25 protein-coding genes are annotated in these 25123 nt (G+C 72.1%); 14 read left to right on the forward strand and 11 right to left on the reverse strand.

What is annotated here, in order from left to right; genetic code table 11:
- Positions 1–151 precede the first annotated feature (151 nt).
- From AB0958_RS29235 to AB0958_RS29245, 3 genes are all read right to left on the reverse strand, one after another.
- Positions 152–892 (reverse strand): class III extradiol dioxygenase subunit B-like domain-containing protein, encoded by a 741-nt coding sequence (locus AB0958_RS29235; RefSeq protein ID WP_366893476.1) that lies wholly within the window; start codon positions 890–892, stop codon positions 152–154.
- Between the two features lie 188 nt (positions 893–1080).
- Positions 1081–2607 carry a tRNA (N6-isopentenyl adenosine(37)-C2)-methylthiotransferase MiaB gene (gene miaB / locus AB0958_RS29240; protein ID WP_366893477.1) on the reverse strand — a complete coding sequence of 509 codons (1527 nt, stop codon included), beginning with the start codon at positions 2605–2607 and terminating at the stop codon, positions 1081–1083.
- A gap of 191 nt (positions 2608–2798) precedes the next feature.
- Positions 2799–3632: an isocitrate lyase/phosphoenolpyruvate mutase family protein gene (locus tag AB0958_RS29245; RefSeq protein WP_366893478.1), complete on the reverse strand. Its 834-nt coding sequence runs from the start codon at positions 3630–3632 to the stop codon at positions 2799–2801.
- A 140-nt stretch (positions 3633–3772) separates the two neighbouring features.
- Between AB0958_RS29245 and AB0958_RS29250 the strand changes: the two genes are divergently transcribed.
- Entirely contained in the window at positions 3773–4330 is a 558-nt protein-coding gene (locus AB0958_RS29250) for a histidine phosphatase family protein (protein ID WP_366893479.1), read from the forward strand.
- 12 nt (positions 4331–4342) lie between these two features.
- On the opposite strand, the gene AB0958_RS29255 is transcribed toward AB0958_RS29250, so the two are convergent.
- Positions 4343–4780, reverse strand: coding sequence for a MazG nucleotide pyrophosphohydrolase domain-containing protein (locus tag AB0958_RS29255; RefSeq protein WP_366893480.1), 438 nt, complete (start codon positions 4778–4780; stop codon positions 4343–4345).
- Positions 4781–4901: 121 nt separating this feature from the next.
- Here AB0958_RS29255 and AB0958_RS29260 point away from each other — a divergent pair, with 121 nt between their 5' ends.
- Positions 4902–5900 carry a TAXI family TRAP transporter solute-binding subunit gene (locus AB0958_RS29260; protein WP_366893481.1) on the forward strand — a complete coding sequence of 333 codons (999 nt, stop codon included), beginning with the start codon at positions 4902–4904 and terminating at the stop codon, positions 5898–5900.
- Between the two features lie 51 nt (positions 5901–5951).
- Here the strand turns inward: AB0958_RS29260 and AB0958_RS29265 are convergent, their stop codons facing one another.
- Both AB0958_RS29265 and AB0958_RS29270 read right to left on the reverse strand, forming a co-directional pair.
- Positions 5952–7349, reverse strand: a complete 1398-nt coding sequence (locus AB0958_RS29265) for a HAMP domain-containing sensor histidine kinase (RefSeq protein ID WP_366893482.1) — start codon at positions 7347–7349, stop codon at positions 5952–5954.
- Positions 7350–7358: 9 nt separating this feature from the next.
- The gene (locus tag AB0958_RS29270; RefSeq protein ID WP_366893483.1) at positions 7359–8051 is read right to left on the reverse strand and encodes a response regulator transcription factor; all 693 of its coding nucleotides are present in this window, start codon (positions 8049–8051) and stop codon (positions 7359–7361) included.
- A 265-nt stretch (positions 8052–8316) separates the two neighbouring features.
- Here AB0958_RS29270 and AB0958_RS29275 point away from each other — a divergent pair, with 265 nt between their 5' ends.
- From AB0958_RS29275 to AB0958_RS29310, 8 genes are all read left to right on the forward strand, one after another.
- Positions 8317–9093 carry an amino acid ABC transporter ATP-binding protein gene (locus tag AB0958_RS29275; RefSeq protein WP_366893484.1) on the forward strand — a complete coding sequence of 259 codons (777 nt, stop codon included), beginning with the start codon at positions 8317–8319 and terminating at the stop codon, positions 9091–9093.
- A 49-nt stretch (positions 9094–9142) separates the two neighbouring features.
- Positions 9143–9976, forward strand: a complete 834-nt coding sequence (locus AB0958_RS29280; RefSeq protein WP_366893485.1) for a glutamate ABC transporter substrate-binding protein — start codon at positions 9143–9145, stop codon at positions 9974–9976.
- A gap of 166 nt (positions 9977–10142) precedes the next feature.
- Positions 10143–10808 (forward strand): amino acid ABC transporter permease, encoded by a 666-nt coding sequence (locus AB0958_RS29285; RefSeq protein ID WP_358979466.1) that lies wholly within the window; start codon positions 10143–10145, stop codon positions 10806–10808.
- The gene (locus AB0958_RS29290) at positions 10805–11707 is read left to right on the forward strand and encodes an amino acid ABC transporter permease (RefSeq protein WP_366893486.1); all 903 of its coding nucleotides are present in this window, start codon (positions 10805–10807) and stop codon (positions 11705–11707) included. The genes AB0958_RS29285 and AB0958_RS29290 overlap by 4 nt, the downstream gene beginning before the upstream one ends.
- 235 nt (positions 11708–11942) lie before the next feature.
- Positions 11943–13595 (forward strand): FAD-dependent monooxygenase, encoded by a 1653-nt coding sequence (locus AB0958_RS29295; protein ID WP_366893487.1) that lies wholly within the window; start codon positions 11943–11945, stop codon positions 13593–13595.
- 87 nt (positions 13596–13682) lie between these two features.
- Complete coding sequence (locus tag AB0958_RS29300; protein WP_311737274.1) at positions 13683–13754, forward strand: putative leader peptide; 72 nt, start codon at positions 13683–13685, stop codon at positions 13752–13754.
- Between the two features lie 71 nt (positions 13755–13825).
- Positions 13826–14368, forward strand: coding sequence for a cysteine dioxygenase (locus AB0958_RS29305; protein WP_366893488.1), 543 nt, complete (start codon positions 13826–13828; stop codon positions 14366–14368).
- Positions 14365–14766, forward strand: a complete 402-nt coding sequence (locus AB0958_RS29310) for a rhodanese-like domain-containing protein (RefSeq protein WP_366893489.1) — start codon at positions 14365–14367, stop codon at positions 14764–14766. Before AB0958_RS29305 ends, AB0958_RS29310 begins: the two co-directional genes overlap by 4 nt.
- 41 nt (positions 14767–14807) lie before the next feature.
- Here AB0958_RS29310 and AB0958_RS29315 read toward each other — a convergent pair whose 3' ends face one another.
- Entirely contained in the window at positions 14808–15593 is a 786-nt protein-coding gene (locus tag AB0958_RS29315) for a TetR/AcrR family transcriptional regulator C-terminal domain-containing protein (protein WP_366893490.1), read from the reverse strand.
- Between the two features lie 92 nt (positions 15594–15685).
- On the opposite strand from AB0958_RS29315, the gene AB0958_RS29320 reads away from it, so the two are divergent.
- Positions 15686–16075 (forward strand): VOC family protein, encoded by a 390-nt coding sequence (locus tag AB0958_RS29320; RefSeq protein ID WP_366893491.1) that lies wholly within the window; start codon positions 15686–15688, stop codon positions 16073–16075.
- A gap of 31 nt (positions 16076–16106) precedes the next feature.
- Here AB0958_RS29320 and AB0958_RS29325 read toward each other — a convergent pair whose 3' ends face one another.
- The 3 genes from AB0958_RS29325 to recA all read right to left on the reverse strand — a co-directional run bounded on the left by AB0958_RS29325 (position 16107) and on the right by recA (position 20670).
- Positions 16107–18635: an FtsX-like permease family protein gene (locus AB0958_RS29325; protein WP_366893492.1), complete on the reverse strand. Its 2529-nt coding sequence runs from the start codon at positions 18633–18635 to the stop codon at positions 16107–16109.
- Between the two features lie 108 nt (positions 18636–18743).
- Entirely contained in the window at positions 18744–19535 is a 792-nt protein-coding gene (gene recX, locus AB0958_RS29330) for a recombination regulator RecX (RefSeq protein WP_366893493.1), read from the reverse strand.
- Positions 19536–19539: 4 nt separating this feature from the next.
- Complete coding sequence (recA, locus tag AB0958_RS29335) at positions 19540–20670, reverse strand: recombinase RecA (protein WP_366893494.1); 1131 nt, start codon at positions 20668–20670, stop codon at positions 19540–19542.
- Positions 20671–21083: 413 nt separating this feature from the next.
- On the opposite strand from recA, the gene AB0958_RS29340 reads away from it, so the two are divergent.
- From AB0958_RS29340 to AB0958_RS29350, 3 genes are all read left to right on the forward strand, one after another.
- Positions 21084–21359, forward strand: a complete 276-nt coding sequence (locus AB0958_RS29340) for a polyprenyl synthetase (RefSeq protein WP_366893495.1) — start codon at positions 21084–21086, stop codon at positions 21357–21359.
- On the forward strand, positions 21352–22404 hold the full coding sequence (locus AB0958_RS29345) for a polyprenyl synthetase family protein (RefSeq protein WP_366893496.1): 1053 nt from the start codon (positions 21352–21354) through the stop codon (positions 22402–22404). Before AB0958_RS29340 ends, AB0958_RS29345 begins: the two co-directional genes overlap by 8 nt.
- 62 nt (positions 22405–22466) lie before the next feature.
- Positions 22467–23606: an oxygenase MpaB family protein gene (locus AB0958_RS29350; RefSeq protein ID WP_366893514.1), complete on the forward strand. Its 1140-nt coding sequence runs from the start codon at positions 22467–22469 to the stop codon at positions 23604–23606.
- Positions 23607–23827: 221 nt separating this feature from the next.
- On the opposite strand, the gene AB0958_RS29355 is transcribed toward AB0958_RS29350, so the two are convergent.
- A complete protein-coding gene (locus AB0958_RS29355; RefSeq protein WP_366893497.1) occupies positions 23828–25081 on the reverse strand; it encodes an AI-2E family transporter in 1254 nt (417 codons plus the stop codon).
- Positions 25082–25123 lie beyond the last annotated feature (42 nt).

Below are 25123 nucleotides of genomic sequence, written 5' to 3' on the forward strand. Positions count from 1 at the left end.
GGTGGCCGCGGCGGCGGCCACAGGTCTCATGGCACTGCTGCGGAGCGAGGCGGCGTCGGAACCGCGCCCGGCCGTGCCGACCACGGCCACCGCACAGCTTGCCGGGACGGGAGTCACCGGGCTCCCGTCCGTCCGCCGTGCCACGGGCGCGTCAGGACCAGGTGGCCACCAGGTAGCAGACTCCGTACGGGGCGCCCTCGTGGAGCAGTTCACCGGCGAGGTCCGCGTGCTCGGCGGCGCCGGCGAGGACCTGCCAGGGCGCACGGCCGGAGACCTTGAGCCGGTGGGCCAGTCCGGCGTCGAGTTCCCTGATCGCCGCCAGGTCGGCCGTGCCGAGCGCCCGGGCGGCCTCGGCGTCGAAGGGGGCGGCGCGCTCGTCGAGGTAACCGGGTGCTTTGAGGGTGCGGCAGGCGCTGGCGTCGCCCATGACCAGCATCGCCACCCGGGCGGCCCGGCCGGCGAGTTCCCGGCCGGTCGCGACGCACCGCTCCGTCTCCAGCGGCTCGCCGACACCGAGCGCCTCGACCGGGGCGCCGGCCCACCCGTACCGCTCCAGCAGCCAGGCTCCGACGGCGAGCGAGCCGGGCAGTTCCCGCTCCCCGCCCGTCCCCTCGCCGGCCCGTCCGCCCGCCGGCCGGCCGGTGGCTCCCAGGTGTACGTCGATCCCGACGCCGTAGCCGCGGAAGGTGCCCCGGCTGCCCTGGGGGAACACGCCGCGACCGGACTGCTCCGCGGGGCCGATGACCAGCAGCAGGTCGGGGCGGGCCGCGGCGAGCACGCCGAGCGCGTCGGCACAGGCGGCGCGGACCGCGTCCAGCTCGGGCGCGGCGCCCGCCGCGACCTCGGGGACGAGGAGCGGCGGGCAGGGGCAGACGGCGGCTGCGGCAAGCATGGACGGCAGCCTACTTCCGGGCGACGCGGCTCAGGCCCCACGTGCGCCCGGTCCGCGCGGTTCAGGCGCCGCCTGCGCTCGCTCCACGGGGTTCAGGCTCCGCCCGTGCCCGGAACCGGCGGTGTCCCCGTCCCCCATCCGGTGGATCTGCCGGCGTTTCTGGCGCAGGACGACGACCCGATACGCGCTCAGTGCGCCGCGCAGCCTCCCGTCGCCGCCGGCAACGGCTCCGGTACCCCGATCTTCGGGAGGCCCAGCATCACACCCGCCGGTCGGGCCGCCTCCGCCGCGTTCCGCTTCTCCCAGGCGTCGCCCGCGCGGGTGCGCCGTACGCCGAGCGTCGGGCCCTCGGCCAGGAGGTGGTGCGGGGCGGCGTAGGTGATCTCGACCGTGACGACGTCGCCGGGGCGGACCTCCTGGTCCGGCTTGGTGAAGTGGACCAGCCGGTTGTCGGGGGCGCGGCCGGAGAGCCGGTGGGTGGCGCCGTCCTTGCGGCCCTCACCCTCGGCGACCATCAGCTCCAGGGTGCGGCCGACCTGCTTCTTGTTCTCGTCCCAGGAGATCTCCTCCTGGAGGGCGACGAGACGCTCGTAACGCGCCTGGACGACCTCCTTGGGGATCTGGCCCTCCATGGTGGCGGCCGGGGTGCCGGGGCGCTTGGAGTACTGGAACGTGAAGGCCTGGGTGAAGCGTGCCTCGCGGACGACGTGCAGGGTCTGCTCGAAGTCCGCCTCGGTCTCGCCGGGGAAGCCCACGATGATGTCGGTGGTGATCGCGGCGTGCGGGATGGCGGCGCGGACCTTCTCGATGATGCCGAGGTAGCGCTCCTGCCGGTAGGAGCGGCGCATGGCCTTCAGGACGGTGTCCGAGCCGGACTGGAGCGGCATGTGGAGCTGGGGCATCACGTTCGGCGTCTCGGCCATGGCGGCGATGACGTCGTCGGTGAAGTCACGGGGGTGCGGGGACGTGAACCGCACCCGCTCCAGGCCCTCGATGGTGCCGCAGGCCCGCAGCAGCTTGCTGAACGCCTCGCGGTCGCCGATGTCGGAGCCGTACGCGTTGACGTTCTGCCCGAGCAGCGTGATCTCGCTGACGCCCTCGGCCACCAGTGCCTCGATCTCGGCGAGGATGTCGCCGGTGCGGCGGTCCTTCTCCTTGCCGCGCAGGGCCGGGACGATGCAGAAGGTGCAGGTGTTGTTGCAGCCGACGGAGATCGAGACCCAGGCGGCGTAGGCGCTCTCGCGCCGGGTCGGCAGGGTGGAGGGGAACGCCTCCAGCGACTCGGCGATCTCGACCTGCGCCTCCTGCTGGACGCGGGCCCGCTCCAGCAGCACCGGCAGCTGGCCGATGTTGTGGGTGCCGAAGACCACGTCGACCCAGGGGGCCTTCTTCACGATGGTGTCGCGGTCCTTCTGCGCGAGGCAGCCGCCGACCGCGATCTGCATCCCGGGCCGGTCCGCCTTCCTCGGCGCGAGCCTGCCGAGGTTGCCGTACAGCCGGTTGTCGGCGTTCTCCCGCACGGCGCACGTGTTGAAGACCACCACGTCGGCGTCCCCGTCCGCCCCCTCGGGCGCGCGCACGTATCCGGCCTCCTCCAGCAGTCCGGACAATCGCTCGGAGTCGTGGACGTTCATCTGGCACCCGTAAGTGCGCACTTCGTAGGTCTTGGGTGCCTGAACGTCCACTACCGGGCTCCGGTCGCTGCTGCTGGTCATGCGTCAAGGGTAGGCGGTCCCGGGCGGGGGGCCGTCCGGGACCGCGGGCCTCGGCCGCGGCCGGCGTCCGGAGCAGCCGGCATGGCGGCTGCCGGCGGCCGCCGACACCAACGGCACCGCCGTCCGGGAGCCGCCGACGTCGGTCCGGAGTCGTCCGGGCCGTCCGTTCCGTCATCTCCGGACGGGCCCGGTCATCTCCGGAAGAGTTCGTTCAGGTCCGACTGCGGGAGCTGGGCTTCGGCGTACGAGAAGGTGCCCCGCTCCGCCAGCTCCCGTGCCGCGCCCAGCAGGTGCGCGTACATCGCCCGCGCGATGCTGCCGCCCACCGTGACCCGGCGCACTCCGAGTTCACGCAGTTCGGCCAGCGACAGGTCGCCGCCCGTCAGCCCCATGACCACGTTCAGCGGCCCGTCGATCTCCTTCACCAGGGTGCCGATCGTCGCCGCGTCGGCCGCGCCCGGCACGAACGCGCAGTCCGCGCCCGCCGCGAGGTAGGCGTTGGCCCGGCGGACGGCCTCCGCGAGCGGGCCGCCGGTCAGCAGCACGTCGGTGCGGCCGACCAGGACGAACGGCTCGCCGGCCGCGTCGACGACCTGGCGCGCGGCACGGATGCGGTCGGCCGAGAGTTCCGGGTCGTACAGCGGGCGGGAGCGGTCGCCGGTGAAGTCCTCGATGTTGCCGCCCGCGGCCCCGGCCCCCAGGGTCAGCGCGATCGTCTCGGCCACGGTGTCGGGCGCCTGGCCGAAGCCGTCCTCCAGGTCCGCGCTCACCGGGACGCGCAGCTCCGCGGCGATCTCACCGATGCGGCCCATCATCGTGTCGCGGTCGACCCGGTCGCCGCCGTAGGCATGGTCCGGGCGGCCCAGGGAGAAGGCCACGCCCGCGCTGGTGGTGGCCACGGCCGGGAACCCGGCCGACTCCAGGACACGGGCGCTTCCCGCGTCCCAGGCGTTGGGCAGCAGGAAGCAGCCCTCCCGGTGCAGTTCGACGAAGCGTGCGGCCAGTTCACGGCGTTGGTTGTCCACACCCGCCAGTCTGTCAGCCGGCACTGACACCGCTCCGGCGCCGGACCTGCCGGAGGCACCGACGGCATACTGTCGTGGGCGTCCGGCGTCCGGCGTCCGGCGTCCGGCGTCCGCCCGAACCACTGAGGAGCATCCGTCCCGTGACCTGCCGAGTCGTCCTCGTCGCCCCGGCGATCACTCCTTCGCTGCGGCGGGCCCGCTTCGACGACGGTGACTCGATCGAGAACCCCGGGGCGGTGGCTCTGGCCCTGCCCGCCGCCGGACGCGCGGTCAGCTCGCCCAGCGTGCGCTGCCGTGAGACGGCCGCCGCGCTGGGCCTGGACGCCTCGGTGGAGCCCGCGCTGGCGGGCCTGGACGCCGGGCGCTGGCGGGGGCGGACGCTGGAGGAGGTCGGTGCCGCCGAGCCGCAGGCGCTGGTCCGGTGGCTGTCCGAGCCGGGGGCCGCACCGCACGGGGGTGAATCGGTACGGGAGTTCTGCGCGCGGGTCACCGCGTGGCTGGAGACCGCCGGCGGGACGGCGGGCAGAACCGTCGCCGTGGTCGAGCCGGAGGTGGTCCGGGCCGTGGTGCTGCACGCGCTGGGGGCGCCCGAGACCGCGTTCTGGCGCGTGGACGTGCCGCCGCTGACGGCGACGGAGGTCACGGGCGGCCCCGGCCGCTGGAACGTACGGCTCGGCCAGGTCGGCGGCCGGCCTTAGGGCGTGTTGCGGTCAGTGCTGGTCGGCCGGGGTCCAGCCCTGGCTGCGCAGCACCGCCGAGACGTCCGGGGCCCGGTAGTGCTCGCCCTTGAGGACCTTGCCGTCGGCCCGTCGGGCGACCTGCCCGTCCGGGCCCAGCTTGCTCATGTTCGAACGGTGGATCTCGGCGAGCACCGCGTCGAGGTCGATCCCGTGCACCAGTGCCGTGCCGTACGCCACGTAGACGACGTCGGCCAGTTCGTGCGCGAGCCGGTCCAGCGGTCCGCCGACCGCGACCTCGGCGACCTCCGCAGCTTCCTCGGCGAGCAGCTCCCCCCGGTGCGCGGCCAGTTCGGGAGACACCTCGGTCGGAGTGGTGCGGGCGTCCAGGCCGAAGGCGCGGTGGAACTCCCTGACGAGCCGGGCGGGCGAGGCGCCGGTCGGAGTGTCGGCCGGGGTGTGGCTGGTCATGCGGACGACTCTAGCGTCCGCCTCTGACAGTCCCGGTCCGCCGCCGGTTCCCTGGCCGCCGTCAGGTCACCGGTTCCCGCGGGCCTGGTCAGGACGGTGGCCGGCTGGCAGGATCGCCCGCATGTCCAAGGTGTTCCCCCGTATCGGCAGGCGCCGCGCGCTCCAGGGCGCGGCCGCCGGCGCCGTCGTGTTCGGGCTGCTGCTGTGGTGGCTGCTGCCGCTCGGCGAGGAGCCACCGACCGGGACGATCACCTTCAGCACCGGCACCCTGGCAGGGGTCTACCAGGACTACGGCGAGCGGCTGCGCACCGAGCTGGGCAAGGACATGCCCCGGCTGAAGGTGAAACTGGTGCAGAGCGCCGGCTCGTACGAGAACGTACGCCGAGTGGCCACCGGCCAGGCCGACTTCACCATCGCGGCGGCCGACGCGGTGAAGACGTACGAACTGAACGACGGCAGGGGCGCCGGCCGGCTGCGCGGCGTGGCAAGGCTCTACGACGACTACGTCCAGCTCGTCGTGGCGCGTGACTCGGGCATCACCGACGTCGCGCAACTGCGGCACAGGCGGGTCGCGATCGGACTGCCCAACTCCGGTGTACGGCTCATCGCCAACCGGGTGCTCAAGGCCGCCGGCATCGATCCGGCGAAGGACATCGTCCCGGTGTCCGACGGCATAGACACCGGCCCCGAACAGCTGCGGCAGGGAAAGATCGACGCGTTCTTCTGGTCGGGCGGGCTGCCGACCAAGGGACTCGTGGACCTCGCGAAGCGGTTCCCGTTCACGTTCGTCCCGATCGACGGGAACCTCGTCACCAGGCTGCACTCCGAGGGCGAGGCCGCGCTCTACTACCGGGCGACCAACATGCCCGAGTCGGCCTACCCGTCCGTGCAGGAGAACACCCCGGTGGCGACGATCGCGGTGTCCAACGTCCTGATCACCCGCAAGGACATGGACCCGCGCCTCACGGAGTGGGTGACCCGCACGGTGATCAAGAGCCGGGACGACATCGGCAACCACGTCCACTCCGCCCAACTGGTGGACCTGCGGACCGCGATCTACACGGACCCGCTGCCCCTGCAGGAGGGCGCACGCCGCTACTACCGCTCGGTGAAACCCTGAGGGGAGCGCCCCGGCGCTCTCGGGGCCGTGGGGCTGCGTCCGACGTGCGCCTCACTCCGCCCGCGGCACCGAAACGGTCACCCGCAGCCCCCGTGGCTCGTGGTGCTCGTACGACAGCGAACCCCCGCCTGCCGCGAGCAGCGCCCGGGTGATCGACAGCCCCAGCCCCGACCCCTTCACGTTCTGGTGCCGTCCGCTGCGCCAGAACCGGTCCCCCACGCGCGCGAGTTCCTCGTCGGTGAGCCCTGGCCCCGTGTCGGTGACCACGACCTTCGCGGCCCCGCCGTCGACGGCCACGGCGACCTCGACCACGCCTCCCTCCGGCGTGAACTTCACCGCGTTGTCGATCACCGCGTCCAGTGCGCTGGACAGCGTGACGGGGTCGGCCCACCCGGTGGCCGGCGGGCAGTCACCGGCCAGCCGGACGCCCTTCGCCGCGGCGGCCGGCGCCCACGCGGCGACCCGCTCCCGGGTCAGTTGCCCCACGTCGGTCAGCATCAGGTCCGCCTCGGCGTGCTCGGCCAGCGCCAGGTCGAGCAGGTCATCCAGGACCTGGGCGAGCCGTTTGCCCTCGGTGCGGACGGAGGCGATCTCCTCGTTGTCCTCGGGGAGTTCGAGGGCGAGCAGTTCGATGCGGAGCAGCAGTGCGGCGAGTGGGTTGCGCAGTTGGTGGGACGCGTCGGCGACGAACGCCCGCTGCTGTTCCAGCACGTCCTCGACGTTGTCCGCCATCTCGTTGAACGCCCGGGCCAGCCGTCTGAGTTCCGGCGGGCCGCCGGCCGCCGCGACCCGGGACTTCAGCCGTCCGCTGGCGATCGCGTGGGTGGTGGCGTCCAGGATCCGTACCGGTCGCAGCACCCAGCCGGTCAGCCTGAGCGCGGCGCCGAGGGCGAGCAGCATCGCGGCGAACTCGCCGGCGCCGATGAACAGCCAGCCGCGCAGGGTGCGCGAGCGCATCGGGCCGGTGGGCGAGTCGGTGACCACGACGGCGACGACGTCGCCGTCCCGGATGACCGGGGAGGCCACCACCAGCCGGGTGCGCTGCCAGGGCCACACCTGCGCGGGGTCGTGGCTGCGACGGCTGAGCAGCGCCTCGTCGAACGCTTCCCTGACCTCGCCCGTCGTCGGCAGCACCCAGTCGTCGGGGGCGTTGGCCATGGAGGACGCGTTGCGGTAGAAGACGCCCGCGCGGATGCCGTAGACGCCGTAGTAGCTGGCGAGTTCGCGGCGCAGGGTCTCCAGCCGGTCGTCGGTGCGCATGGGGCGGGCGGTGGTGGGCGCGTCGGTGACGAACTGGGCCAGGGCCGCGAACCGCGCGGTGTCGTCGATCCGGTCGACGACGACCTTCTGCTGCTGGGCGGAGGCGGTGCTGACGGCGAGTGGGACGCCGAGCGCGAGCAGCACGGCCGCCAGCAGGACGATGAGCAGCGGGAGGAGACGTGTGCGCACCGGTCCCCGCTATGCGGCCGGGGCGACGAGCCGGTAGCCGACGCCGCGTACCGTCTCGATGAGGGCGGGCATGCGCAGCTTGGCGCGCAGGGAGGCGACATGGACCTCCAGGGTGCGACCGGTCCCCTCCCAGCTGGTGCGCCACACCTCGCTGATGATCTGCTCCCGGCGGAACACCACGCCGGGCCGCTGGGCGAGCAGTGCCAGCAGGTCGAACTCCTTGCGGGTGAGCTGGACGACCGTGCCGTCCACGCTGACCTGGCGGGTGGGCAGTTCGATACGGACCGGGCCGAGCCGCAGCGCGCTGTCGCCGTCGCCGTCGGCCTGACTCTCGTCGTGATGGGTGCGCCGGCTGACGGCGTGGATCCGGGCGAGCAGTTCCCCGGTGTCGTACGGCTTCACCACGTAGTCGTCGGCGCCGAGGTTGAGGCCGTGGATGCGGGAGCGGACGTCGGAGCGGGCGGTCACCATGATCACCGGGGTGCCGGTGCGCTTGCGGATCTTGCCGCAGACCTCGTAGCCGTCCTGGTCGGGCAGGCCGAGGTCGAGCAGGACGACGTCGTAGGCGTCGCTGTCGGGTACGAGGGCCTTGAGCGCCTCCTCGCCGCTGCGCGCGTGGGTGACGGAGAATCCGTGCCGGGCCAGGACCGCGGAGAGTGCGGCGGCGACGTGGTTGTCGTCCTCGACGAGCAGCAGTCTCATCCCGGCCCCCTCCGGCTGCAGTGAACGTACCCGCACGCGTGCGTGCATCAGGGCAGTCACGCTGATGGACGCGGGCGGCGTCAAGTGGGTTCCGGCGGTGGGCGGGTTCCGTTACGCGGCCGATATACGGCCGGGTCGACCCTGCTACGACATGTGTCCGAATGCTATCGGATCGTGATGCTCAGATCTCGCTCAGATGTAATGACGCTGGTCATGCGCCCTCATTACATTCCTCCGAAACCGAGGAGGACGGAGCCCGATAGCGATGACCGAAGTATCGGTGGCCGAGGAAGACAAGGCCGCGACCGGCGAACTGGTCGTCCTGAAGAGCGTCAACAAGCACTTCGGCGCGTTGCACGTGCTCCAGGACATCGAACTGACGATCGATCGCGGTGAGGTCGTCGTGGTGATCGGCCCCTCCGGGTCCGGCAAGTCCACCCTGTGCCGCACCATCAACCGCCTGGAGACCATCGACTCCGGAACGATCACCATCGACGGCAGGCCGCTGCCCCAGGAGGGCAGGGAACTGGCCCGGCTGCGCGCCGACGTCGGCATGGTCTTCCAGTCCTTCAACCTCTTCGCGCACAAGACGGTGCTCGAGAACGTGATGCTCGGGCAGCTCAAGGTCCGCAGAACGGACAAGAAGCAGGCCGAGGAGAAGGCCCGCGCGCTGCTCGACCGGGTCGGCGTGGGCACCCAGGCCGACAAGTACCCCGCACAGCTCTCCGGCGGCCAGCAGCAGCGCGTCGCCATCGCCCGGGCACTGGCGATGGACCCGAAGGTGATGCTCTTCGACGAGCCGACCTCGGCCCTCGACCCCGAGATGATCAACGAGGTCCTGGAGGTCATGCAGCAGCTGGCCCGGGACGGCATGACGATGGTCGTGGTCACCCACGAGATGGGCTTCGCCCGCTCCGCGGCGAACCGGGTGGTCTTCATGGCCGACGGCCGGATCGTCGAAGAGGCCACCCCCGACCAGTTCTTCAGCAACCCGCGCAGCGACCGCGCCAAGGACTTCCTGTCGAAGATCCTGCACCACTGACCCGCACGGCGATCCAGCAACCTCTCATCACTTCTTAAGGACGTTCATCATGCAGCTCCGCAAGGTCACCGCCGTCTCGGCCGCCGTGCTCGCCCTCGCCGTGTCCGCCACCGCGTGCGGCGGCGACAAGAAGGACAGCGGTTCGTCGGGCGGCGACAAGATCAAGGTCGGCATCAAGTACGACCAGCCCGGTCTGGGCCTGCAGAACCCCGACGGCTCCTTCTCGGGCTTCGACGTGGACGTGGCCACGTACGTCGCCGGCCAGCTCGGCTACAAGCCGAACCAGATCGAGTTCGTGCAGACCAAGAGCGCCGACCGGGAGAACGCCCTCGCGCGCGGTGACGTGAAGTTCATCGCGGCCACCTACTCGATCACCGACGAGCGCAAGGCGAAGGTGGACTTCGCCGGCCCGTACCTGCTGGCCCATCAGGACCTGCTGGTCAAGAAGGACTCGACCATCTCCAAGGGCACAGACCTCAACGGCAAGAAGCTGTGTTCCGTGACCGGTTCGACCTCGGCGCAGAACCTCCAGAAGACGATCGCCCCGAAGGCGAACCTCAAGGAGGTCGGCACCTACTCGGAGTGCATCGCGGGCCTGCAGAGCGGCGCCGTCGACGCCGTGACCACGGACGACTCGATCCTCGCGGGCTTCGCTTCGCAGGACAAGTACAAGGGCCAGTTCAAGCTCGCCGGCTTGAAGCTGAGCAACGAGAACTACGGCATCGGCGTCAAGAAGGGCGACTCCGCGACCGTCGACAAGATCAACAAGGCGCTGGAGAAGATGGTCTCCGACGGCTCCTGGCAGAAGGCCGTCGACAAGAACTTCGGCCCGGCCGACTACAAGAACGAGCCCGCCCCGAAGGTCGGCGTCATCGTCAAGTAAGGCGCCACGCACGGCGGAGTCCCGCGCGGATCGCGGGCCTCCGCCGACGCGGGGATCCGGCAGCAGGCCCTCGCACGGTTCCTCGGGCGCGCCGCGGCCACCGCTTCCCCGGCGGCGGCGCGCCATGCCCTCCACGTACGCCACACACCCGGAAGCGCGGGAAATCGTGTTCGACTTTCTTCAAGGCTACGACGTCCTAGGGGCGTTCTGGACGACGGTGGAACTGACCGTCCTCTCCGCCGTCGGCTCCCTGGTCTGGGGCACCCTGCTGGCCGCGATGCGGGTCAGCCCGGTCCCGCTGATGCGCGGCTTCGGCACCGCCTACGTCAACATCGTCCGGAACATCCCCCTGACGGTCATCATCATCTTCACGTCGCTCGGCCTCGCCGACATCTTCGGCGTCACGCTCGGCACCCAGGACTTCAAGGCCCAGGGCTTCCGCCTCGCGGTGCTCGGTCTGACCGCCTACACCGCGGCCTTCGTCTGCGAGGCACTCCGCTCCGGCATCAACACCGTGCCCGTGGGGCAGGCCGAGGCGGCCCGCGCGATCGGGCTGAACTTCTTCCAGACCCTGCGGATCATCGTGCTGCCGCAGGCCTTCCGCGCGGTGATCGGCCCGCTGGCCAACGTCCTGATCGCGCTCACCAAGAACACCACGGTGGCCGCGGCGATCAGCGTCGCCGAGGCCGCCGCCCTGATGAAGACGATGATCGAGAACGAGGCCCAGACGCTGGCCATCGGCGCGGTCTTCGCCTTCGGTTTCGTGGTCCTGACCCTCCCGACCGGCCTGTTCCTCGGCTGGCTCGCCAAGCGCCTGGCGGTGAAGCGATGAGCTCGGTCCTGTACGACACCCCCGGGCCCCGCGCCAAGCGGCGCAACGCGCTGCTCTCCGTGCTCTTCCTGCTGCTCCTCGCCCTGCTGGTGTGGTGGGTCTGGCAGAAGCTGGACGACAAGGGCCAGCTGAAGTGGGCCCTGTGGCAGCCGTTCACCACCTCCGAGGCGTGGACCACGTATCTGCTGCCGGGCCTCGGCAACACCCTCAAGGCGGCGGCGCTCGCCATGGTGATCGCCCTGCCGCTGGGCGCGCTCTTCGGCATAGCCCGGATGTCCGACCACGCGTGGGTGCGGATCCCGGCGAGCTGGGTCGTGGAGTTCTTCCGCTCCATCCCGGTGCTGCTGCTGATGCTGTTCGCGAACGAGTTCTTCGTTCGCTCCACCGACGTCGGCAGCGACGAGAGGCCGCTGTACGCGGTCGTCACCGGCCTGGTGCTCTACAACGCCTCGGTGCTCGCCGAGGTCGTACGGGCGGGCGTCCTCGCCCTGCCGAAGGGGCAGACCGAGGCGGCGTACGCGATCGGGCTGCGCAAGGGACAGACGATGACCGGCATCCTGCTGCCGCAGGCGGTCACCGTGATGCTGCCCGCCATCGTCAGCCAGCTCGTGGTGATCGTGAAGGACACCGCACTGGGCGGAGTGATGCTCCAGTTCACGGAGCTGCTCACGGCACGCGGCACGCTGGCCGCCAACTACGCCAACGTCATCCCCAGCTTCGTCGTCGTCGCGGTCATCTTCATCCTGCTGAACCTCGCACTCACCACGTTCGCGTCCTGGCTCGAGGCCCGGCTGCGGCGCAGCAAGCGCGGCACCGGCGCGGTCCTGGGCGCCGAGGACGTCGACGACCTGAACGCGGCCGAGGTGGGCGGCGGCTTCGGCTCGGGAGCGTCCGCCTGACGCCCGGTCAACCCACATGACACACCCGAGGGCGGCGGTCGTACGATCGCCGCCCCAGGCGTGCGCGGCCCCGTGACGGGGTCAGCGCGCCCGCCATGCTGACGTGTCCCCGGGTGCGCCGCTTGACCCGCTGGCGCCCAGTCTGTTGCATACGTTCTGTGATCGTGCACCCTGCTCCAACAATCTGTTCATCCATGTCCGCCGGGACTTGCGTACGGGCAGGGGGCGCCGCGCCGTGGACCCGGTGATCATCGTCGGAGCGGGGCCCGTCGGGCTCACGCTCGCCCTGGCGCTGGCCCGTCAGGAAGTGCCGTCCGTCGTGCTGGACGAGGGGCCGGGCAAGGACGAGTCCCGGCCGGCGCGCACCGTGGTGCTGCCCGAGGACACCGCCGCCCTGATGACACGGCTGAGCGGGGCCCCGCTGGACGAGCTGGGGGCCCGCTGGACCGGCTGGCGGTCGATGCGCCGCCGGCAGGTGATGCGCGAGGTGCTCTTCGACGACGCCACCGAGCCGTCACCGCTGCACATCGCCCAGCACGTGCTGACGAACGCCCTGCGCACCGCGATCGCCGACGAACCACTGGTCAAGGTCGCCACCGACAGCCGCCTCGACAGCGTCGAGCAGGAACGCTCCGGCGTCACCGCGCACACCCGTGGCCCCAGGGGCACCTGGTGGCGCGGCAGCTACCTGGTCGGCTGCGACGGACCGCGGTCGACCGTGCGCAAGCTCCTGGACATCCGCTTCCCGGGCCGCACCGCGGTGGAGCGGCACGCGGTCGCCGCGCTGCGCGCGGAACTTCCGTGGCCGGGTCAGGCGTTGCTCCATCGGACACCGCCGTGGCGGATGTCCGGGCCCTCGGCCGGGGAGGTGACCGCCCGCCCCCTCCCGGACGGCGTCTGGCGCCTGGACTGGCTGCTGCCGCCCGGCAAGGACCTGGTGACGCCCGAACTCCTCGTCAACCGGATCCGCGAGACGCTCGCGGGCTGGACGGGCGGCACCACACCGCCGTACGACCTGCTGGACACCGGGGTCCACACCGTGCACCACCGGCTCGCCCGCCGGTGGCGGGTGGGCCGGGTGTTCGTCGCCGGGGACGCGGCCCACCTGCTCGGCGCGCTCGGCACGCACGGGCTGGACGAGGGACTGCGCGACGTCGACAACCTCGCCTGGAAGCTGGCCCCGGCCTGGCACCACGGCCCGCACGAGGCCCTGCTGGACAGCTACCAGACCGAGCGCCGCACGGCGGTCGCGGCCCGGCTGCGCGCCGCCGACCAGGTCCTGCCGGTGCTGCGCGGCGGCGGGGGGTTGCGCGGGTTCGTGCCGGGCGCGTCCCGGGGGCACGACGCGCTCCTCACCGACGGTCACCTGGGACACGGCGCGCTCGGTGCGCCGGGGGCGTACGCCGACTCGCCTCTCGCGCCCCGGCAGCTGGAGCACGAGATCCCGGTCGACACCCCGCCGGGCGCCCCGGTCACCGATGTCCGGGTCACGGCGGAGGACGGGACCTTCGTACCGCTGCGTTCGCGGCTGGGCCGCGGTGCGCTGCTGGTGGTCCTCGTCGCGCCCGGCACGGGGGTGTGGGACCGCAAGCACTGGGTCTCCGCCGGGATCATGCCCCGGCTCGCGGCGGCCGTGACCGCGCTGCCGCACCCGGCCGAGCTGCTGGTCGCCGAGGCCTACCCGGGCGCGCCGGCGCACACCGTGCTGCTCGTGCGCCCCGACGGTCACCTGGTCACGGCCCTCAACGGGGTCCGGCCGGCCGATCTGTACTCGGCCGCCGAGGCGACTCTGGGCGGCAAGGACAAGGACAGGCCGGAACAGGAGAGGACCGAGAGGGAGAGGACGGAGACGGAGGCCGACACCCGGGCCGGTTCCACCGCGCGGTGACCGCGGTCACGCTGCGGTCCACCATGTGACAGTGAGTTGACCGGCCCGCACCGGCATGGTGTACTCCGCATCGTGAACGACACGACTGTGCGCCTGTGGCGGAAGGTCCATGTGGACCTGGTCCGCTATGCGGGCTGCGTGTGTCTTCCGTCCTGCTGACTTCGCATCTCCCTTTCTCTCCGGGCGCCGTCTGCGCCCTGTTCTGCGAACTCTCATCAGGAACGGTGCACGTGTCTGCCTCCCTTCCCTCCTCCGTTTCCGCTTCCGCCGCGCCCCTCGACGCGCCCACCCAGGCGGACCTCCTCGACTTCGTCCGGCGTACGGCCACCGACGCCGAGCTGATCGCCTCACTTCCGCTGGACCCCGAGGGCCGCACCTGGATCCGGCTCGACGGCCCCGGCGGCAGCGAGGCCTGGCTGATCGGCTGGCCGCCCGGCACCGGCACCGGCTGGCACGACCACGCCGAGTCGGTCGGTGCCTTCCTCACGGCGGCCGGTGAGCTCAAGGAGCACTCGCTCGCCACCCGGCTGCCCACCGACGGCTGGCGCACCCTGGAGCTCTCCGAGGGCGTCGACCGCGAGCGCCGGCTGCCGGCCGGAAAGGGCCGCTCGTTCGGGCGCGACCACGTCCACGAGGTGCTCAACGAGTCGACCGAGCACCACGCGATCTCCGTCCACGCCTACTACCCGCCGCTGCCCCGGATCCGCCGCTACAGCCGCAGCGGCCAGGTGCTGCGCCTGGAGCAGGTCGAGCGCCCGGAGGACTGGCAGTGAGCGGCCCGGAAGAGCAACCGCTCGGGATAGACGAGTTGCTGGAGCGGGTACGGACCGGCTACCGGCGCGCCGAGGCGCAGGAGGCGCACGACGAGGCCCAGGTCGGCGAAGCGCTGCTCGTGGACATCCGGTACGCGGCGCTGCGGGAACGCGACGGGCTGATCCCGGGCGCCCTCGTCATCGAGCGCAACGAACTGGAGTGGCGCCTGGACCCCCAGGGCAGTCACAAGATCCCTGAGGCCACCGGTCACGACCTGCGCATCGTCGTGATCTGCAACGAGGGCTACGCCTCCAGCCTGGCCGCCGCCTCCCTGCACCAACTCGGCCTGCACCGCGCGACCGACCTGATCGGCGGCTTCCAGGCCTGGAAGGCCGCGGGGCTCCCGGTCACCCGCTAGCGACCCGACCGCCGTACGCCCGGCCGCACTGCGGTGCCGCCCTACGGTGTTCCGTTCCGGGCGGCGTCCCCGCGGCCCTCGACGAGCACGGCGAGCCCGTCGAGCACACGCCCGAGACCGAACTCCCAGGCATGCGCGGGGCTGTACGCGGCGCCGTGCGCCGAGCCCGCCGCCGTGCCCACCCGCGCGGCGGTGGGGTAGGCACGCGGGTCGAGAACCTTCGCCAGCAGGGGGGCGTTGGCCGCCCACCACTGTTCCTCGTCCATCGCGCTGTCCCGCCGTGCAGCTTGGGCCTCCGCCGCCGACCTGGCGTTGGCCTGGACGAAGGTGAGCAGGAACGTCAGGGCCGCATCCAACTCGACGTCGTCGAGTCCGAGTCCGTCCAGCGCCGACAGTTCGTGTTCGTACTTGGCCATCATCCCCGGGCCCAGCGGCGGCCGCCCGGTGGAGATCGCCGCCGCCCACGGGTGCGCCTCGAACAGCGCCCGGTTCTCCTCCGCGACGGCGGTCAGTCGAGCCCGCCACGGGCGTCCGGCGGTGTCGGTCCGGGGCATCCGGAGGTAGACGGTGTCCAGCATGAGGTCCAGCAGCTCGGCCTTGCCCGGCACATAGGTGTAGAGCGTCATGGGGACCACTCCCAGCTGCTGGGCGACGCGCCGCATGGTCAGCGCGTCCAGGCCCTCGGCGTCCGCCAGTGCGATGGCGACGGCGACCACCCGGTCGACGTCGAGCCGCTGCTGCGGACCGCGCCGCGGGGCGGTGGGGACACGCCAGAGCAGTTCCAGGGAACGGGCCGGATCACCGGCGCTGCTGCGGTGGAGGGACATTCGGACATCCTCCCCCACAATCATCTCTGTACGCAGTACAGTGTACTGCGTACAGAGATGGTTGGATTACCTTCCGGAATCAAGGAGTCCTCGTGTCGATCACCGCCTCCGCCGTGTCCCTGAACGTCGACGACGTCACGGCGTCCAGCGCGTTCCTCATCGACCACTTCGGATTCCGCGAGGAGCTGGCCGCCGACGGTTTCGCCTCCCTGACCCGCGACGACGCGGGGATGAACGTCATCTACCTGCGCAGGGGTCTCGCCTCGCTCCCCGCGGACCAGCGCGAGGACCACGCCGACGGGGTGATCCTCGCCTTCGTGGTCGACAATCTGGAAGCCGAACTGGCCCGCCTGACCGCCGAGGGCGTCACGATCACCATGCCGCTGCGCGAGGAGCCGTGGGGCGAGCGCGCCTTCCAGGTCACCGACCCCAACGGCGTCATCGTCCAACTCGTCGACTGGAACGCCCCCGGCGGCCACTGAGCGACGGGCGGGCCTCGGGCGTGTTGTCGCCCTAGTCCTTCGCCGTCGCCACGATCACCGCCGGCACCCGTAGCGCCACCCGCCCGGGCAGGGCCGCGGCCACCATGGCGAGCAGCGCGGCGGTCGCGACGACGGTCACGTACAGCAACGGCGTGACCGTCGGCGCGGCCCGTCCCGTCATGCCGAGGCTGAACGCGGTCAGTACGGCGAGCGCGATGCCGCTGCCGAGCGCCGTGGCCATTGTCAGCACCGCGAGCACCTCCGTGCGCAGCATCCGCAGCACCTGGCGGCGGGTCGCGCCGGCCAGCCTGAGCAGGGCGAACTCACGGACGCGGTCGGTGACCGACATGGCGAGCGTGTTGACCACGGCGATGGCGGTGAAGACCAGCACCAGCCCCATGGCGAGGTAATTGACCTCGGCGTTGTCCTGCTGCCGGTCGGCCTGGCGGGAGTCCGCCTCGGCTGGCGAAAGAATGTCGAGCCCCGGGAACTCACGGAGCGTAGTCGCGAGTTGTGCTTGTGTACGGGCGGTGCTGACCAGGACGGAGGAGGCGAGCGGGTTGTCCACGTGGTGTGCGACGAGGTCGTGGGCGAAGGTGAGGTCGCCGAAGCCGAGACCCCGGGTGTAGACGGCGGCGACGGTGAGCGTGGCGGGCGTGCCGTCGCCGAGGGTGAGGCGCAGGGTACTGCCGGGCCTCAGGTGGTGCTGTCCGGCGGCCAGCTCGCTGACCGCGACGGTGCGGCCGGTGAGCCGGCTGAGGGAGCCGGCGGTGACCTCGGGGTCCCAGGTGCGGGTGATCCCCTGCGGGGTGACGCCCTGGGCCGGGTACTTGTCGAGTCCGATGCGGACGGTCGTGCGGACCACTTCGGTGACGGCGTCGTGCGGGGCGCGCAACCTCCGTGCCGCCTCGGCCGGTACGCCCGGTCCCCGGGCGGCGACGACCCAGTCGGCGGTGACTCCGGCGCGGCTCTGGGCGCGGGCGGCGTCGGCGAGGGTCGACTGGACGAACAGCACGGTGCAGGTCATGCCGACGAGCAGGGTGAGGGGGGTGACGACGGACGCCATCCGGGCGGCGTTGCCGCGCAGGTTGGCGGTGGCGAGCCGGCCGCCGTGACCGGTGAGGCGCAGGGGGCCGGCGAACAGCAGCGCGGCCGCCCTGACCAGCAGCGGGCCGAGCAGTGCGACGGAGGTGGCGAGGACCACGACGGCGAGGAAGGTGACGGGAGTCGACGCGGGCTCGGTGCGCAGGGAGGTGAGCAGGACGACGAGGGCGGCTCCGCCGGCGAGCAGCAGCAGACCGGCGGTGATCCGTCCCGGGGCGGGCCGGGCGGGCTCGACCCTGGACTCGGCCAGCGCCTCGGTCGGCCGGATCCGGCTGATCCGCCGGGAGGCGATCCGGGCGGCCCCCCAGGCACCGGCCAGGGTCGCGGCGAGGGCGGCGAACGGCGGGAAGACACCGGTGGTGTGCTGAAGCGTGGCGGGTATGGCGCCCAGGGCGACGAACCTGCTCTGCAGCCAGGCCCCGACGGGCAGGCCGAGGAGTGCGCCCAGGGCGCCGGCCAGGGCGCCGACGACCAGCGCCTCCCGACCCAGCAGCCGGCGGATCTGCCCGGGGGTGGCGGCGATGGCGCGCAGCAGGGCGAGTTCGCGGTGGCGTTGCTGGACGGTGAGCGCGAAGGTGCCGACGACCACCAGGATCGCCACGAGCAGCGAGGTACCGCCCATGGCGGCGCCCATGCTGACCAGCCGGACCCTGGCGGCGGCAGCGTCGAGGAACTCCACCGGGCCGCGCGCGTCCCCGGTGGAGACCTGGGCGGTGGTGCCGGCCAGCGCCCGCTTCACGGCCTGCTCCAGCCGGCCCGGGTCGGTGCCCTGCGCGGGCAGCACACCGAAGGCGGTGACCTGCCCGGGGTGCGCGGCCAGTCTGCGGGCCTCGGCAGCGGAGAAGAAGAGGGACGTCTGGTGGCGCACGTCCGTGGCCGGGGCGGCGATTCCGGTGATCCGGTAGGCGCGCGGGCTCTGCGTCGACTGCACGGTGAGCAGGTCGCCGGGCCGCAGCCCGGCACGGGCGGCGAGGTCGCGGTCGACGACCAGGTCGGTGGCGGCCCGCGGGGCGGTACCGGTGACCAGCCGGTACGGGGTGAGCGCGGCGGACTCCCAGGCGTGGCCGTAGGCGGTACGGCCGCCCGTGCCGGCCGGGGTCGAGGGCTGTGCGAGGAAGGTCAGTTCGGGCACGACCCGGGCGACACCGGGCGTGCGGGCGATCCGGGTGGCCAGGTCCGCCGGCAGCCAGGCACGTTCGGCGATGGGTTTCGCCTTGTGCTTGACCTTGGTCTTGCCGTGCTTGTGCTTGACGGTGGTCCGGTGGACGTACTGGTCGGCGGAGACCACGACGGGCGCCGCCGCGTAGCGCTCGGTACGGATCGTGCCGCGCAGTCCGGTGTCGAGGAGGGTGCCGCAGGCCGAGATCAGCGCGGCCGCGCACAGCAGGGCGAGAAAGGCACCGAGGAAGGCGGCCTTGCGGGCGCGGACGGTCTTGAGTGCGTAGCGCAGCATCATGGCGTACACCGTCGTTCACCCGGGGGGTCCAGGGCACTGCGGTGGTCCGGCGTCTTCGCCGGGGGTTACCCCCCCCGTCGGCACGCACCTCCGGGATCCGGCCGCCCGTCAGAAGTCGTCGCCGGCCAGGAACTCCGTGTCCTCGCCCTCCTCTTCCAGGGCCTGCCGGACGACTCTGAGCGCCATGCCCTCGGGATACCCCTTGCGGGCGAGCATGCCGGCGAGGCGGCGGATGCGCCTGTCGCGGTCGAGTCCCCGGGTGGCGCGGAGTTTGCGGGCGACGAGTTCGCGGGCCGTCTCCTCCTCCTGTTCGGAGTCGAGTCGGCCGACGGCGTCGTCGATGAGCGCGGAGTCGACGCCCTTGGTGCGCAGTTCCCTGGCGAGGGCGCGCCGGGCCAGACCCCGGCCGTGGTGCCGGGACTCCACCCAGGCGTCGGCGAACGCGCTGTCGTTGATCAGCCCGACCTCCTCGAACCGCGACAGCACCTCTGCGGCGACGTCGTCCGGGATCTCCCGCTTGCGCAGGGCGTCCGCGAGCTGTTTGCGGGTGCGCGGGGTCCCGGTGAGCAGGCGCAGACAGATCGCCCGCGCCCGCTCCGCCGGGTCCGCTGGGGGCTCCCCCTGCTCGGCCCTCGACGAGGAGGAGGAGCCCCCGTCCTCACCGGACGGTTCCCCGAAGCCGCGCCGACGGCGCGTCCCGGGCTTCCGCGCGCCACGGCCGGGTGTCCCATGACCGCGGTGTCCGTCCGGACCGTCGGATGCGCTCTCACCCCCGTACCCGCCTGTGCCGTGGGCCTCTTCGCCGTCCCCGGTGGAGCCCGGGTGGCCCCCGGTGCCCCTCCCCCGCGGGGCACCGGGGGACGTGTACTCGTGGTCGGCCCAGTCGGTTCGTCGTGTCACGGCGTCAGCTCTTGGCGGCGGTGGCCTTGGGCTTGGTGACCTTGGCGGCGGCCGGGGCGGGCACCGTCTTCGCCGTGTCGTCCGCGGCCGCGGTGGTGACCGCCGCGTCGGCGCCCGGCTCGGCGGCGGGCTCCTCCGGGCGGACCCCTACGCCCAGCTTCTCCTTGATCTTCTTCTCGATCTCGTTGGCCAGGTCGGGGTTGTCCTTGAGGAAGTTGCGGGCGTTCTCCTTGCCCTGGCCGAGCTGGTCGCCCTCGTACGTGTACCAGGCGCCGGCCTTGCGGACGAACCCGTGCTCCACGCCCATGTCGATCAGGCCGCCCTCGCGGCTGATGCCCTGACCGTAGAGGATGTCGAACTCGGCCTGCTTGAAGGGCGGTGCGACCTTGTTCTTGACGACCTTCACACGGGTGCGGTTGCCAACCGCCTCGGTGCCGTCCTTGAGGGTCTCGATGCGGCGGATGTCGATACGCACCGAGGCGTAGAACTTCAGCGCGCGGCCACCGGTCGTGGTCTCCGGGGAGCCGAACATCACGCCGATCTTCTCGCGGAGCTGGTTGATGAAGATCGCGGTGGTCTTGGACTGGTTGAGCGCGCTGGTGATCTTCCGCAGCGCCTGGCTCATCAGACGGGCCTGCAGACCGACGTGGCTGTCGCCCATCTCGCCCTCGATCTCCGCGCGCGGCACGAGCGCGGCGACGGAGTCGATGACGATGAGGTCGAGGGCGCCGGAGCGGACCAGCATGTCCACGATCTCCAGGGCCTGCTCGCCGTTGTCCGGCTGGGAGAGGATCAGGTTGTCGATGTCGACGCCGAGCTTCTTGGCGTACTCGGGGTCGAGGGCGTGCTCCGCGTCCACGAACGCGACCTGGCCGCCGGCCTTCTGGGCGTTGGCCACGGCGTGCAGGGTCAGGGTCGTCTTTCCGGAGGACTCCGGGCCGTAGATCTCCACGACGCGGCCACGCGGCAGGCCGCCGACACCGAGGGCGACGTCGAGCGCGGTCGAGCCGGTCGAGATGACCTCGATGGGCTCCTTCGCCCGCTCGCCCATGCGCATGACGGCGCCCTTGCCGAACTGCCGTTCAATCTGTGCGAGCGCGGCGTCGAGCGCCTTCTCGCGGTCGGTTCCTGCCATGGGTTCCACCCGGTTTGCTTGAGTCGATCGCTTCACGTCAAAGACGCTAACGCCTGCCACTGACAATGCGCCCCGACGTCGGTCCGGCCTGTGGACAACTCGGGGACATATCTGTCGAAACCATGCTGAAATGCCGCTGGATTCCCCGTCGTGAGCCGTGCCGGAGCTTCCATGAGAATGGATGTTCGATTTTCGTGTCAAGCGCACCACACGGCACTCCCGCACTTCCCCGCACGGCACTCACCCGCCCCCCACGGACGGCTTCCGAGGCCCTGTCCCGCCCGCGGCCCGCACTGCCTGGCGAAGGAGTCACCCACTCGTGAGTTTCCGCATGGCCGTGCCCGTCGCGGCGCGATGCTCGAAGAGGCGGCCGGTGGACGGCGCCGCCCTGTGTGCCATGAGTGGGAGAGCGCATGACACGTGAGACGGGACGACGTGGCCTGGACGAGCAGGCCGTGCTGCTGGCTGCGGGACTGGCGGACCTTGCGGTGAGCACCCTGGGTACCGCGTGGGGGATGGTGCGGGGACTGCTGCGGCGCTCGGACGCCGGGGCGCTGGCAGCGGAGGCCGAGCACGATCTCGCCGCACGGGGCCGACTGGTCCTGGACCGGTACACGGCCGTCCCCCCGGCCCATCTGGAGGTCCTCGCCCGGCACGCCCTCGCCCGGCGGGCCGCCCACGATGACTGACCGCTGGGATCCGGGCGCCTTCAAGAGCCGCGTCGACGACGTACTGCGCCGCTTCGTCGCCCAGGAGGCCGATCTGTTCGCGGCGATCGACCCGCTCCTGGCCCCGGTGGCCGAGCAGCTGGAAGCGGCGGTCACGGACGGCAAACGGCTGCGGGCGGCGTTCTGCTACTGGGGCTGGCGCGCGGTCGGCCAGCCGGACAGCGACGCGCTGGTGCGGGCGGCGGCCTCCATGGAGCTGGTGCACGCCGCGGCCGTCGTGCACGACGACCTCATCGACGACAGCCCGCTGCGCCACGGCCGCCCCACCCCGCACATCGCCCTGCGCGCCGCCGTGACGGACCGTCCGCACGCCGACGAGACCGCGCGGTCGCTGGCGATGCTCGTGGGCGATCTGCTGATGTCGCTGGCCGGGCAGCTCTTCGCGACCTGCGGACTGCCCGCCGCCTACCTCGCCCGGGCCCGCCCCCTGTGGTCGATGCTGGCCCGGGACCTGATCGCGGGCGAGTGCCTGGAGATCCTGCGCACCGGGGTCGGTCCGGACACCGCCGCCTCGCTGAAGGTGATCCGTTACAAGACCGCCAAGTACACCGTCGAGCAGCCTCTGTTGATCGGCGGCGCCCTGGCCGGAGCCGGCGAGCGGCTGCGCGCGGGGTTCTCCGCGTACGGGCTGCCGCTGGGTGAGGCGTTCCAGCTCCGCGACGACCTTCTCGGGCTGTTCGGGGCACCGGAACACACAGGCAAGGCCAACGCCGACGACGTGCGCGGCCACCGGCCCACGGCGCTGCTGGCGGAGACCTGGCGGCTCGCCCGCGACGACGACCGGAAGCGGCTGGAGGCGTTGCTCGGCAGCCGTGACCTGGACGCGGAGGGCCTGGACACGGTCCGCGCGGTGATGTGCCGGCTCGGATCACCCGACCGGATCGAGCACATGATCGGCGCGCGGGTCACGGAAGCGCTCGACGCCCTCCACGAACTGGACGTACCCGCTCCGGCCGCCGGCGCGCTGACCGCGCTGGCCCGCTCGGCGACGGTCCGCCGGTCCTGAAGCCCCCGGGGAAGACCTCGAAGACAAGGAGCCCTGCCGTGACCACCCACACCGAGGCCTCGATGGACACCCTGCGGGACGCCGGTGACGAACTCGCCGACGCCACGGTCGCCGCGCTCTTCGAGCGCGGGGAGGTCGGCACGTTCAACACGCTGATGCGCTACGTCTCCACCGCGGGCGCGCCGCTGCCGGGCGGACTGCCCCACGTCGCGCGGGAGTACCTGGAGGCCACCCGGGTCCCGCCGTCCTGGGTGGACTGGGGCGAGATGGAGAAGGCCCGGCTGTTCTTCATCGACAACAACGTGCACATCTCGACCGCGCTGTCCTTCGCCTCCATGCCGGCCTGTTACGTCGTCCCGCGGGTGGCGAAGCTGCTGTCGGCCACCCACGGGCTGAACTACCCCTCCAAGCGCATGGCGGAGACCGGCCAGTTCACCGTCTACCTGATGCGGCCCGACGCCTTCGAGGCCGGCGGGCGTTTCGTCCCCGCCGCCCAGAAGGTGCGTCTGCTGCACGCCTCCATCCGGTACCACCTGGAGCGGGAGGACCGCTGGGACAGCGCGGCACTCGGCACGCCGATCTGCCAGGAGGACATGATCGGCGGTCAGATGTTCTTCTCGCTGCTGGTCCTGGACAGCCTGCACCGGCTCGGCATCCACCTGTCCACGGCGGGCGCGGAGGCGTACTACTACGCGTGGCGGGTGGTGGGCGCCATGCTCGGCGTCGACCAGGACGCCGCCCCCAAGACCCTCGACGAGGCACGCGCCTTCCTCGACCTGTACATGGTCCGGCACATGGGTCCCTCCGAGGAGGGCACGCACCTCACCCGGCAGCTCATCGACCTCTACGAGGAGGTCGTCCCCGGCACCTTCTTCGACCCGATCGTCTCCGCTCTGATCCGCCATCTGGTCGGCGACACCTGCGCCGACTGGCTGGAGGTGCCGCGCACCCCCTGGGACACCGTCGTCAGGGCCGTACCGCATCTCCTCGGGGTCCTGGAGACCATCGAGGACCGCTCCCCGCTGGGCGCCTGGGCCCTGGACCGCCTCGGCCACCTCACCACCGTCCTCGAACTGTCCTCCCTCACCCGTGGCCGGGTCATGCACTACGCCGTCCCCGAACACCTCAGGAAGGACTACGGCGTCCCGGGCGGCGTCCCCCGCGGCCGGCGCTGGACCCCGCCGGCCGCCACGGTCTCCTGACCGCTGCCCGCCCCGCACGGCGTGCGGCGGGTGTCTCGGCCGGACGACGTCCGCGCCGAGCGCCTCCGGCATGCGACCGGCATGCTCCTGCCGGGCCACCTCGTGACCGAGGAGGGAGCCGGCCCCGGGCGCCGCGGTGATCGCGTGCGGGTCGGGCGGTGCTCATGTGCCGAGCGCGGCGGCCCGCGCCGGGCGCGCGGTGCCGCCGACCGCGGGGGCCGTCAGGACGGGCTCTCCTCGGGCTCCTCGGCCGGCCGCTGCCATATCAGCCGCCGCGCGCGCGTGAGCAGCCCCGGTCCGCCCGCGCCGCGGCGGCGGTGCCCCTGCACGCGAGGGTCGTCGGTGACGTCGTACCGCTTCACATAGGCGCCCAGGAAGGCCTGGAGCGTGGCGACCGCCGGGATCGCGATCAGGGCTCCGACGGCGCCGAGGAGCGCGGTGCCCGCGATGACCGACCCGAAGGCGACCGCGGGGTGGATGTCGACGGACTTGGAGGTCAGCTTGGGTTGCAGCATGTAGTTCTCGAACTGCTGGTAGATCACGACGAACACCAGCACCCAGACCGCGTACAGCGGGTTGACGGTGAACGCGATCAGCATCGGCAGCGCGCCCGCGAGGTAGGTGCCGATGGTGGGGATGAACTGCGAGACCAGGCCCACCCAGACGCCCAGCACGGGCGCGTAGGGCACGCCGAGCGCCTCCAGCAGGATGTAGTGGGCGATGCCCGAGATCAGCGCCATCACACCGCGTGAGTACAGGTAGCCGCCGGTCTTGTCGACGGCGATCTCCCAGGCCCGCAGCACCTCGGCCTGCCGGGCGGGCGGCAACACGGAGCACAGGGTGCGGCGCAGTCGGGGCCCGTCGGCGGCGAAGTAGAAGGCGAACAGCCCGATCGTCAGCAGTTGGAACAGCCCGCCGAGCACCTGCCCGGACACGTCGAGCACACCGGCCGCGCTGTTCTGCGCGTACTTGCGCAGCCAGTCGGAGTGCAACAGGCCCTCCTGGACGTCGACCCGTCTCACGTGGGTGTGGAAGGTCTCGTTGACCCAGTTGATGACCGAGTCCAGGTAGTCCGGGAAGCCCTCGACCATCTTGATGATCTGGCCGGCCAGCATCGAGCCGAGCAGGGTGACGAACCCCGCGACGGCGATCGCCAGACCGAGGAAGACCAGGAAGGTGGCGAAGCCACGGCGCATACCGCGCAGGGACATCCAGCTCACCGCGGGTTCGATGGCGAGCGCCAGGAAGAACGCTATAAGGATGTTGATCAACAGGCCGGTGAGCTGGTGGAAGGCCCAGCTGCCCAGCTGGAACGCGGCGATGAGGGCGAGTGCCAGCACCATGGCGCGTGGCAGCCAGCGCGGCATGCGGGCGCCCAGCGGCGCGGCGCCGGGTGCCGGGGAGGCGGCGGGCGGCGTCGTGCCTGCCGGGGATGCGTGCTGGACGGTACGCCCGTCGTCGTCAGTGGGTGCCACGGTGCAAGTCTCGCCGACGCCACCGACAACGCGTGGCCCGTG

Source organism: Streptomyces sp. NPDC006655 (assembly GCF_040703965.1).
Classification (GTDB): Bacteria; Actinomycetota; Actinomycetes; order Streptomycetales; family Streptomycetaceae; genus Streptomyces.